This is a genomic window from Flavobacterium rhizophilum (assembly GCF_046000485.1).
Taxonomy (GTDB): Bacteria; Bacteroidota; Bacteroidia; order Flavobacteriales; family Flavobacteriaceae; genus Flavobacterium; species Flavobacterium rhizophilum.
The window spans coordinates 93,152-106,366 of record NZ_JBELQB010000014.1 but is presented as its reverse complement, the minus strand read 5'-3'; the positions used below and the strand labels follow the sequence as shown (position 1 = coordinate 106,366).

4 protein-coding genes are annotated in these 13,215 nt (G+C 38.9%); all 4 read right to left on the bottom strand.

Annotation, left to right across the window (positions count from 1 at the left end; translation table 11 throughout):
* On the bottom strand, window positions 1-4,652 hold a 4,652-nt coding region (locus ABS768_RS15955; protein WP_408075946.1), incomplete at its 3' end, for a fibronectin type III domain-containing protein.
* A gap of 136 nt (window positions 4,653-4,788) precedes the next feature.
* Window positions 4,789-7,581: an Ig-like domain-containing protein gene (locus ABS768_RS15950; RefSeq protein WP_408075945.1), complete on the bottom strand. Its 2,793-nt coding sequence runs from the start codon at window positions 7,579-7,581 to the stop codon at window positions 4,789-4,791.
* Between the two features lie 95 nt (window positions 7,582-7,676).
* Window positions 7,677-9,065 (bottom strand): peptide-N-glycosidase F-related protein, encoded by a 1,389-nt coding sequence (locus tag ABS768_RS15945; protein ID WP_408075944.1) that lies wholly within the window; start codon window positions 9,063-9,065, stop codon window positions 7,677-7,679.
* Between the two features lie 97 nt (window positions 9,066-9,162).
* On the bottom strand, window positions 9,163-13,089 hold the full coding sequence (locus ABS768_RS15940; RefSeq protein ID WP_408075943.1) for an ATP-binding protein: 3,927 nt from the start codon (window positions 13,087-13,089) through the stop codon (window positions 9,163-9,165).
* Window positions 13,090-13,215: the final 126 nt, after the last annotated feature.

Below are 13,215 nucleotides of genomic sequence, written 5' to 3'. Positions count from 1 at the left end.
GGAGAGATACCTTTAGGAATCATACAGGCAACATTATCAACAGTAAGTTCAAATGATGATGAACAGATATCGCCTCCGGCAGGAGTTACAGTTACAGTGTAAACACCAACTTCTGTAGCTGTAGCGGTTAAACCTGTACCTATAGTGGCACCACCGGCATCAGTCCAGTCAATGTTAACTGTATCTTCTGTATAGTTTTCATCAAGAGCTACTTCAAGCATATAAATTCCGCCTTCACAACCCTGGCTAACACTAATAATCGGAGTAGGAACTATATCTACAACGAAACTTGTCTCATCTGTACAATCTGTACCAGGAACCTGAGCGAAGATGTAAACAGTCTGACCCTCTGTTAACTCATCTCCGGCTGCAAGCATACTACCTGTAGCATCAGGCCCTGTATAGTAATTATTATTTTCGTTTAATGCAGGAAGCACAAAAGCATCACAATCAGAAACATCGTCCATGGCATCTGCAACCGGTATAGCAATAACCGATACCTCGATAGCTGCACGCGGACTCTCACATCCGTTTTCGTTTGACTGACTTACATAGTAAGTAATTGTACCTGTAACAGATGTATCTGGTGTTGGTGCTTCAGTAAGCGCCACTCCGTCTTCAGAATCATACCAGTTAATAGTATATCCTTCAAGTATTTCTGCTGTTAGGGCTGAAGCAACTGCACCTTCACAATAGGTAACATTACTAACAACCGGAGCAGGAATATCAATTCCCGAATAAGTTATTACAAGTGTACTGTTACAGAAAGGTGTAGACCATTCAAAATAATAATCACCCGGAACTGTAAATCCTGTAATTGTAGTTGTATTACTATTAGGATCTTCTATCACAGTTGTTGAAGGGTTATTATCATAAGCTACCCACGTACCTCCACCTATAGCTTCAATATTAGCTATCGGATCAGAACAGTCTATATTAAGCGGGCTTGGTGTAACAATACCCGTGTTAGCATTAAATGTAATGGCATCAAGGAAGTTACCTATTGTTGGATCTCCGGCTGTAGGAACTGATTCAAAAATGAAACGTGTTACATCCTGATCAGCAGGAACAATATAAGTACCTGTATTGTAACTCCAGTCACTCGTACCTGTAGAAACAGGATCTCCTACCGGAAGATAAGGACCTCCCGGAGGCCCTGCTTTAAGCTGACAGGTCTCAACAGCCATACGCCCACGGTGTGCAAAACCATATTCAAAAACAGTTCCGGGAGGTGCAACATAATCCTGGTACACACCTGCTACCTGATTTGCATTAAGCTCTATAAACTGGTTACCACTGTAAGCAGGCACATCGTTAAAGCCATCGCCCCAGTACTCTATCATACCATCTGTAGCTGTTGTTCTCCAACCCGGTACTGCATTTTGATGGAACATAGCCCATCCTCCTAACTCAAATATAGGCTCCTCAAAATCAGAATTGATTGTTGTTACTAAACATTGTGAGGCTCCATTACCATTAGTGTCGGGAGTTGTAATACATAGGTCACTTACATGAAGGGAATTGTTTGGGGTGGTTGAGTTAAGGGAAATCCTTACCTTATATGTAGCACCTACTGTAAGTCCTAACGCATTAATAGCATTGCTTTCACTACAATATAGTGGTTCACCAAGGGCATCACCACAAGCGTCTTCATAAAGAGCAAGTACAAATGGCTGAGCCGACGTGTCACCTACTTCAAAATTACTAAGGGTAATAATATGTGTTGGTTCTCCTGCAACAAAGTCATACCATACATCACCACCGTTAACACCAGCACAAACCGGCTCTGTAGATGCGGTAGCTCCTAAGAATGATACTTCTGTAAAGTCTACACATTCATCTGTCATATTTACTGAAGCCATTACTGCTCCGTCACACTCATCATTCTCAATAGCCGAAATAAAACTAAACGGACCTGTCCATGTACTGTACCCATCGGCATCTCCACAATTAGCTCTTACATAGAATACATATTCTGTAGCCGAATCAAGTCCTGTAACTGTATGAGGGTTTTCTGTTGTTTCCTCTCCCGCATCTGTTGGTGCAGGATATCCTGCAGGAAGTGCCCATACTTCCCATGTGCCCGCATCTCCCATTTCGTCCCAACCAAATGTAGCTGATGAAGAAGTAGTAGCTACCAATTCTATATTTTGCGGTTTTGGACATGTAGGCTCGTCACATGAAACCGTACCTGCAATCACTACCGTACCCTGAGCTCCTAAGCCTGCAGGTTTTGAATATATATCTTCATACTGACTGTAAATAATAAGTCCTTTGTCTACCGGGTTAGAACCCGATGTGTTCCAATACACCTCAATATCAACATCCGGACAAAGCGGGATATCTACCGTTGCCGATGTACCCCAGGTAAAACTGGAGCCTATTACCTGAATCTCTACACCTCCCTGAGAAACTGTCATGGTATTACCCTGCCAGCCTGTTCCGGCTTCGCTTGTCATCTCAAAAGTGAATATACACTGGTCTTCAGGCTCACAAACATTAGTGTGTGAACTTGTAGGCCCTGCCCATTCGGTAAGAGAATCATCTGCACATACATATCTTACATAAAAGTCATAATTTGTAGAAGGATCTAAATCATTAATTGTAACCGAAGTTTCTGTAGTTGGAGTACCAACATCTGTTGCCGATGGTGCCGGCTCGCCAGCCTCTACATAGAAATATTCATATGATCCCGGAACATCATTCCATGATAAATCAACACTTGTAGTCGTTTCATTTGAAACGGTAATACCTACAGGAGCTAAACATAATGGTTCATCACAATCTACAGTTCCTGTATATAATGATGTATTTTGAGAACCTGTACCTGCAGGTTTAGTATAGAAATCCTGATTGAATCCGTTTCTGGCAATAAGCCCCACTTCGTAAGCATAACTACCTCCTGAATTCCAGAAAATTTCGATAGGCATATCATTACACACCTGTACTGTCACCTCAAAAGGTCCTGTACCATTAAAACCCGGTCCTAATACTGCTACCTCAACATCGTTTTGAAGTACACTTATTGTGTTACCGTTCCATCCGTCACCATAACTATCGGTAAGGATAAAAGTATATGTACACTGATCTGCAGCATCACAAACGGTTGTACTAAATACAAAAGGACCAGACCATGTACTAAAAGTACCATCGCCACAATCTGCCCTTACATAATATTCATAATTTGTAGCTGATGCTAAAGGAGTACTGTCAAACTCGGTAGTAACATTATAATCTGTATTCACTGTAGTAGTTATACCAGCTCCTGCCGGTATACCTTCGCCTTCTTCCTGCACTACCACTTCCCATGAAGCAGAACCGTTAGCATCCCAAGTAAGATCGGCAGAGGCCAAGCCCATATTTGAAGCCGATAGCCCTATAGGAGGAGGACAGTTTACCTGTTGTACTGTTAAGGTATAAGGTGTAGACTGTGGTGATGCCCAGGTAGATATAACAATATAATAAGTTGTACCCCCTGTTACAGCAACTGTTGAAAGCGAAAGTGGCTGTGAATTAAAGCCAGTTACTACACCTTCTAAACAGTTATTACCAATATCGGCACAATCATCATAAATAAACATGCCTACATAAGTACCCAAATCATCTAAATCTAAACTTATTACACCGTCTGAAGCAGGTGTATAAGCATATACAACATCGTCTCCGTCTAAATAACTAGATGTAGAACCACAACCTGAAGCACCTGCTGAACCACTGTAATCATCTCCATAATTAGAGGTATTATCTGTAACAGAATATGGCAGCGAGGTAATTTCAATTGGAGCAGCACAGGTATCACCTAAACCTACAGTAGTAAAAAAGAAAGGTCCTGCCCAGTCGCTCTCGTTTACATCTTCCTCACAAATTGTTTTTACATAAAACTTATAATCAGTATTTTCGGTAAGAAGTGTTGCATTATATTCTGCAGTTCCGGTAACCGATACACCTGTACCTGTAGGAGCATCTGCCGTAGGAAGCACTTCTACTTCCCATTCACTGGCAAGACCACCGTCCCAAGACAGGTCGGCTGTTTCTGTTCCAACATTATTTGCTGCAAGAGCTGTTGGAGCAACGCATTCTTCTGTAACCGAAACATTATCTACCAACCATCGGTCGGCATCATCACCTTCCATTACAAATGCTATGTAAACATTTGTTGCGGCAGCAAAACCGGAAAGCGAAACCACTATTTCGTTATATTCCTGCTGAGTTGGATTTATTTCCAATTCAGTCCATTCTTCAACCTGAGTATATGCAGATAAATTTGAAGGATCTGCATCTGTAGAGACCATTATGCGATATATGCTACCGTCGTCTCCGTTAATGCTTAACCTTGAGAAAAATCGTAATTGTGCATTAACCGGTAGTGATACCAGTGGTGTAACCAGCCAGTCTTGTGCCGGTATATCTCCAATTGCATTTTCTTTATCAATAAAGGCTGCATAATCCCCTTCGTAAGAAGGTAATACAGTATTACCTAATGTACTTCTCTTCCATGCCTGTACAGGCCCAACTCCATTATTGTAAATATTCCAGCCTGTAGGTGGCCAGACAGAGGTGTCTTCAAACCCTTCCTGAGCCAACTGCGAATAACCGCTCATAGCTGTAAAGAGCATGAAAAGCATGAATAAATTTCCTGCTATCTTTTTCATAAGATTTTATAGTTTGTAGTTAATTATGTGCATTATAGTTTTCATTTCCAAAAATGAAATATTACTGTGCTACAGCCCCTTCAGGTAAAATAACCTGAAGGGAAACTGAATTACACAGTTATAGTTTAGTTAGGGTTTAGTTCTTAAGTATTTTAGTTGTAGCTGTAGTACTGTTATCAAAACTTACTTTTACAACATAGTAGCCCGACTGAAGATCCTGTAAGTTAACCTCGTTTGAAGCAGCAGTATAAACTTCCTGCCCCAGCATGTTGTATACTTTTACCTCGTTAACATTACTGTTCGCGTTAATGTATAATGTTGATGATACCGGGTTAGGATATACCGTAAATGTAGTAGCATTAAAATCAATTGTACCAAGTGCTTCAATGTTAACAACCACTTCCAGTTCACCGTAAACATCGGTATTATCTACAGATGTAGCTCTTACGGTAGCAGTACCGTTAGCTAAAGCCGTTACAAGACCATTATCATCTACAGAAACAAAATCAGTACCTGCTTCTACAGTCCAGGTAACATCGGTAACTGTAGCATCTTCCGGAGTTATTACCGCTAAAAGCTGCAGGGTTCCGTTTTCTGTAGTAATAGTAGCTTCTGCATCATTTTCAACAACAACTTCAACAGCTGTTACATCAATGTTTTGGTTAGAAATTATAATTTCAATTTCGTCATATACTGTTTCATCCGAAGAAAGTGTGGCTCTCACTACTACAGTACCATCTGCAACAGCAGTTACAAGTCCGTTTTCGTCAACAGTAGCATATTCTGCTCCCTGCTCTACAGTCCAAACCACAGTCTCCTCTTCCGGAGTAACAGCAGCTTCTAACTGAAGCGTGCCTTCGTTTACAGTAATTTCAGGAAGTACTTCATCCTGAGTAGTGATTACTACAGAAGGCTCTACAGTAACCGATTGTGTTTCACAAATACTAATTGCAATTACAGCAGTAGTTGCTGCCGGGTTTGTAGATGTTTCTTTAGTGAATTCTATAGAGCTGATAAGCTTATTATGGTTCTCTTCATCAAGAGTAAATTCTGTTTGGAAAAGCTGGGTTTGTGTAAGCCCGCTAAAACTGTTTAATGGTGCCCAACCTGCTGTAGTGATAACCGATATCCTACCTATGCTCCCCATTGCAACCGTAGAGGCATCAGGACTTGTAGACCACCAGTCGGTAGCATTTTGGTTAGCAAATATTTGTGAAGTACCATCGGTAAAATTAACCTGAACATCAACATTGTTAGTATTTTCGGCACTTACCCAGGCAATATATACTTTCTCAGCTTTTTTCTGCTCTGTAAGTTCAAGTGTTCCTGTATTACTTGTAGTGTTTCTTAGTACAAGTCCGTTATTCTCGTTATAAGAAGCCAATTGATAGGTTAAACCTTCTGTAGCACTGCTTGATATTAACCCATCATTTGGAAATCCTCCACCATAAGCAGCAGCACTTGCTCCCGAACTATGAGGATTTGTAGGAACAAAATCCTGAGCATAAAATGCATTAGCACCATCTACAGGGTGTGTAGTTTTATCGTTAGCGTCTCCACCTGTACCTTCGGCAACCACATCGTGGTTAAACCCTGTTAATGAAAGTGGAGTGAATACACACTCTCCTGAAGTAACAACTTCTGTAGCTGTTACACTTACTGCAAGTACAGACATACGGATTTCGCTAGCCCATTCAGCAGTACTGTCACCATTAAAAGTAAAAGTGATACCGGTAATTGTTTTTTCCTGATTTGCTTCGTCTATAGCTAAAGCTATTTCATAAAGCCTTGGGTTTGTAGCATCACCTTCAAGGTTGTTGTTACTTGTATTTATCCTTCCTATACCCTGTATAGCAGTCCCGGTACCATTGTACCAGTCGTTTACAGTAAGTGAAGCAGTTTGACTGGATGCATCGCTAAAGTTTACAGTAGCCGTAAACGGTAGTGTTTGCATACCACCACCTGCACAAGCTGCAAGAAAATATACATCGGTTACATTTTGAGCTAAGAATTCGAGTGTACCTGTGTTAGTACCTGTACCTATATAATCAGGTGTAAGGAATAGCGCATTATTGCCCGAGTAATCTGCAAGCTGGAAAATAACATCAGTGGTAGTGGCACTGTTTATAACTCCATCTGCAGGTAAACCGTAAGTAGGGAAAGTAGCTCCGGATGTAGCCTGGAAATCTAATGATACCAATGCACGCGTATTGGTTTGATCAAAGCTCATATCTGTACTTTCGGATGCGTTACCTACTCCATTTGCAATAATGTCTTGGTTAAATCCTGAAGTAATTGTTACAGCTTGGTTATATGTAGCAGCGGCCTCACCCACAACTAAAGTATAGTCATGGTAGTTACCATTACCCTCCCTAACAAAAGTAGCACATGCCTGACCTTCACCTACCGGAGGGTTATCTGCATTATCTCCCCATATACCTACTACTCTCATTCGGTATGTACCTGTAGTAACATCTGTAGGAATATCAAAAGTTGATGTAACTGTCTCAATAGCTGTAACCCATTCAGGATGACCTGCAAAAAGCATCTCGTTAGTATCATCAAAATCTCCATCCTGATTAAAATCAGCATATATAGCAAACGACATCCAATTTCCTATAGTAATAGAAAAATCTACCGTTTCTCCCGGTGCATGTGTAGTACTTAAAGAAAGATAATCAAAAGTTGTACAGCCAGCACTTGTAACATCGTTACTAATATCACCTATTATAACATTTCTAAGTTTGTAATTATCACAACTTAGGTTTGCTGTTGATGTAAACTGAGGTGTACAATACTCCTGAGCAGAAGCCTGCCCGGCAACAAGTAAGAACAATCCCACTAGTGACGGGATATAATTCTTCCTTAAAAAGTGTGAGGCCATGTGCATGGTGCGCACAGCATCTTTTCTAGTAAAGTTGATTTTCATAATGATTTGGTATTTGGTTATTTTGGCTGTAAAATTAAAACTATTTAGACTGAATAAAAATAATATTCATCCCCGCTAAATAGTTTTAACACTGATTAGTTTTTAACTATCTTTCTTACAGCAGTTTGGTTATTGGTAAATTGTATTTTTACAATGTACATACCGCTTTGAAGTGAAGAAAGGTCTAGTGTTGACGCTTTAGATTCAAATACGGTTTGTCCGGTTACTGATGTTATAATAACATTCACAACATCAGTTTCCTGTACGTTAATATTTAATATGTTAGTCACAGGATTTGGTGTAAGACTAAAGTCCATAGTAGTGAAGTCTTCAGTATCTAGTGTCATACTGAATCCCTGCAGGTATACAGACATTGGGAATTCCCCTTGGTCGCCATTAAACACAGCGTCGGGAACATCAATTTTAAAAGAGTGCTCACCGGCTGTCAAATCGCCAAGTTCGATAACACGAATCGGAATTTTATCACCAGGACACCAGTTACTAAATGAAGCCCATTGTGCAGCTGTCATAGGACTGTTACCATAAATCCCGTTAGGTTGTGTATTATAATCTCTAAAAGGCTCACAAGATAATCCGCCAGGTTTATAACTAAGCACCTGCTCACCATCTAAATAAATATAGTGCCACCTTCTTACGTACTCCTCTCCTCCTGAGTTAGCTCCGTGATTTGAAGTGATAAGATAAAAATGCGCATTTGGAACATCTTCCTCAAGCGTAAAGTTTATAGTTCTCACAGTTTCGCCAAGTTCATCTGTACCATCAAGGGTATAATCCCTTAAAGCATACTTAAATGAAAGTGGTAAAAAGAAATTATCACCATACTCCACGCTTGTGTCAACATCAGTCACAAACTCAAGTGTACCATAAAATACATCGCTTCTACCGGCACAACCCGTAACCTGCTCGTTAGCAGCATAAGGAACTCCAAATAATTCAAGTTCAATCCATAAATCGTAATCGGCTAAAACGGCCGGGTCCTGAAAAATTTGTGCTACATTATCCATTTCAAATGAATAAGGCACCTCATCTGGCTGAATATTCTTGTTCATAAACGGAGTGATGTAACGACCAAGCTCAACACGTTCAACCTCTCCGTAAGCATATGATTCCTGATCTTTTGGAACCAATGCAAGGTTAACATTGCCTATCCTGTCATAATTATCACACGCTGCTTTAATAACAATGTTCATAGTTAGCGTATTTCCAAAAAGTGCTAACTCATCATTAGTAAGTTTACGTGTAAAGCAGGAGTTGCTTAAACGAAACACTCCTGCAGGTACAGGCTCATCTACGGTCGCTGCATAACCGTCATAAAAGAGTACCTCATCAAACACAGTAATAGTTTGCTGTGCATTCATTTTTGACGCTCCCGTTAAAAGGAAACCAACCATCAAAAATTTAAAAATACTTTTGAAACCGGAAATAGATAAATAAGTATTTCCAGGAAACGTAGTTTTACTCATAGTTAAAATAAAGTTTAAAAAAATGTTAATGATGTAAACCTCACATTTTTTAAACTTTAACGGTATAACTATTGTTTCAAATGCTGTAACAATTGTTTCAACCCGCGTTTTTTTGAATATATTCCGTTGGTGTTAAGGAATATACCTCTTTAAAGCACTTTGTAAAGTAAGAAGGGCTACCAAACCCTGTTTTATAGGCAACTTCAGATATATTGTAATTTTCATGTAGTAGTGAAACAGCTTTTTTAAGTCGGTACACCTTTACAATTTCACCCGTACTCATGTTAGTAAGTGATTTAATTTTTCGGTGTAAACTCGTTCTGCTCATATTTAATGATGAAGCAAGCTCTTCCACGCTAAAGGTTTCATCGTCCAGCCTGCTGTCTATAATATCATACATTTTTTGCAGGAACGGATCTTCTGCTACAATAATTTCCTGTTCGGTTTCCTTAGGCAGTAATTGTAGTTGATTATATAAAAAGTTGCGTTGTTTGTTTTGAAGTTCAAGCCTATTTTCTATACGCAGTAATAGCTCTGATATGTTAAAGGGTTTGGTAATATAATCATCTGCACCATAAGACAGTCCTTCTAACTTACTTCCTAAATCTGATTTTGCAGTAAGGAGTATAGCCGGAATATGACTGGTGTTAATATCTGATTTTAAATATTTACACATTTCAAAGCCATCCATTCCCTCCATTAGTACATCACTTAATATCAAATCGGGCATAATACTCAGTGCCAAATCTATCCCTACGCGCCCGTCTAAAGCGTGATAAACAGTATAGTGAGGCTTAAGGCTCCCTTCTATAAATGCTGCCAGTTCCTTATTATCTTCTACCAGTAATATAACAGGTTTATCAGACGACACCTCTGTATTTTCATCTTCAACCACGTGAAGTTCAGGTTTAGGTATTGTTGCTTCAGTGGCCCTTTTATACGGAAGTAAAACCGTAAACAATGTACCATGATCCTTTTGGTCATCACTACTGGTAAAGGTTATTGTGCCGTCCTGCAGTTCAACCAATTCTTTCACTAATGATAACCCTATACCCGTACCTATCTCTTTCTTCTCTCCATCAATATGATAAAACCTATCGAAAATATTAGACTGCTCTTCTTTTGGAATTCCCCTACCGGTATCCTTTACTTCAAGAATTATTCCGCTATCGGTCTCAGTTAGTCGTACAAATACCTTATCACCTATATAACTATATTTTAGGGCATTTGAAAGAAGGTTATAGAGTATTCTTTCCAGTATATCGGGCGCAAAAAAGTATTCGGCAGTTTGTGGCCCTTCAAAAACAACTTCATTATTTTTAGCCGATGCCTCCTCACTAAATACATTAATTACCTGTTTAACAGCAGTAACAATATCACCCCATAACATATAAGGCTTTAAGGCTCCTGCTTCGAGTTTGGCAATGTCCAGTAACTGATTAGTAAGGTTTAAAAGGCTATTGGCATTTTTACTTATAATAGATAATAGCTGTTCCTGTTGTTCCTTATTATCAATTGTTTTTAATTGTTCTGCCGGTCCCATAATAAGTGTAAGCGGAGTTCTTAACTCATGGGTTATATTTGAGAAGAAACGGCTTTTTACCTCGTCCATTTCTCTTAGCTGCTGAGTTTCTTTCTGTTTAAGTAGTATCTCATTTTTGACCAGTCCCTGTTTTATACTGTAACTAATAAAAAATACGGTTAATGCTACCGCTCCAATAATGTATAGTGTAAATGCCCACCATGTTTTCCACCAAGGAGGAGAAATACTAATGGCTATGGCTTTAATTTTAGTACTCCATTTTCCGGTTGTATTGGTAGCATTCACCTCAAACTGATAATTTCCGGGAGGTACTTTTGTATAAATAGCTTCTCTTTTTTTACCTGCCACTATCCAGTCATTATCGTACCCTTTTAACCTGTAGCGGTATCGTATATCCTGTGGTTGGTTAAACTCAAGCGCTGCATATTCTACAGATAGTGTATTTTGATTATAAGGTAAATCAATACTGGTAATAGTATTCTCGGCTTTGGCACTCTCTCCTGTAAAAGGTTCGTTATTAATTTTAATACCCGTTATAGCAGTATTGGGGTTGTATAAATCATTTGTTATAGATAATGGGTTAAACACCACCCCGCTCTCTATTCCTCCAAACGCTATTTTACCATCAGGGAATGAAAACTGATGGAATCTGTTAAACTCATAACATGGTAATCCATGACGTTCTGTAAACGTTCTTACCTCTAGCGATTTTGGGTCAAACCTACACAGGCCTTTATTGGTTCCCATCCATACATACCCTTCACTATCAGTTAAAACCGAATAGATTATGTTATCGGGAAATCCGTCTTCAACCGAGTACAGTTTAGTTTTATAGGTATTATTATCAAAACTTAAAAGCCCTTGTGACGTTGCAATCCAAAAAAGGTTAGCCTGTTTCCTGTCGGGCATAATACCATACAGTTTATTTACAGGTAGCGAATTGGGCTCACCTTTAGCAAAATGTTTAATGCTGCCTTTTTTAACATCAATATGTAGCAGTCCGTTATATTCGGTTGTTACCCATAATTTGTTATCTCTTGCCAATATGCCAGTTGGGTTAACTATAAAACCTAATTTATTTTTAACCTGTTGGGTTTTAAATAGCTTATCCCAGCCAGACATATCTTCCTTACAGCCGTAAATGTTATTATCTTCATCTATAACAATAAGCCTGTTATCATTAGAGAGCGTTATGCCTTTTATTGGTCTGAATTCTCCATACACCTCCGTTGGAAGCACTGGAAGTTTTTGCGGTTTTTTGTCAGAATCATCAAAATATCCCACCGTTCTGTTAATAGCAATCCAGGTTATCCCTCTTTTACTATCGTGTACCGATCGTAAATAATAAGCCGGAGGTAAAAGTCCTCTATCGTTAGCATTTATATTAAAAAAGTGGTAAACCGATATTCCCAGTTCTTTTTCAAGCAGATCTACGGCAAAATCTTTCTTATACTTAAAAACCTCAAAGTCTATTTGGAAATCTATTTGATACACTCCCCCTGTATTGGCCCCAAGCCATAAAAGCCCTGCCCCGTCTACTAACAGAGCCTGAGTATCCCTGTCATTTATAACATCTATATAAGTGCTTTTTTCAATACCCTGTTTATCATCATAACTGTATATTGTTTTGTTTATCTGAAAATATACTTTACCGTCGGGCGCTTCGGTAAGTAGCTTCCCGTTAAAGGTGGCTTTCTCAGGCAAATCCAGCTTACTGTATGTTTTTTTAGCAGGATTAAAAAAATATAAATTATTTTTATCAAGCCATATCAGATCACCGTTTTTCCTTTCGGTAAGTCGTGGAATTTCTTCCCCAAAATCAAAATTATTATCAAAATCTGCCTCAAATGGAAACGCAAAACGGTCAAACTTTTTTTGTGAAGCATTGTATAAGCTTAACCCTTTGTAGGTTAGTACCCACATATTTTTTTTACTGTCTTCCATTAAAGTTAAAACAGTAGTATCCTTAAATTCATAATGGGATACTTTTATGTTTTCCTGACCTTTTTCAGGCAGCATAAAGTTAAATACCGTATTATTTTTCCCTGCAAACCAAAAAGAACAGTCAGATGCTACCTGCCATCCTCTCCTGTATATTTCCAGTTTATTATTGTCCAGAAAATCGGTTGTAAGGATATGGTTTATTTTATGACTTGCCATATCAAACACATCTATGGCACCACTATCATACCTAAGCCATAAATTATTGTGCTTGTCTTTTATGGACTGGGTAATAAAATTAGACGAAATGGATGTGGTATCATTAGGTTTATTCTGAAAGATTTTAAACTGATGCCCGTCATACCTTGCCAATCCATTATGGGTACTTACCCAGATAAACCCATCGCTATCTTCAACTATACCTGACACAAACGACTGAGGCAAACCGTCTGCCACAGAAATATGCCTTATATTCTGGGAAAACAGTATACACGGAAATAATAAAAACAGGGGTACTATTTTCTTTATTAACTCTTTCAAAGCGGGTAATTTTTAAGGTATGGCTTATATAAATCTCATCCGCAAGATAGTTAATTAAATGTTAAGGATTTAAAACTTTACTAATATCAGCGTGGTTTATACGGCTTTTTAACAAGAAGTAAAAAA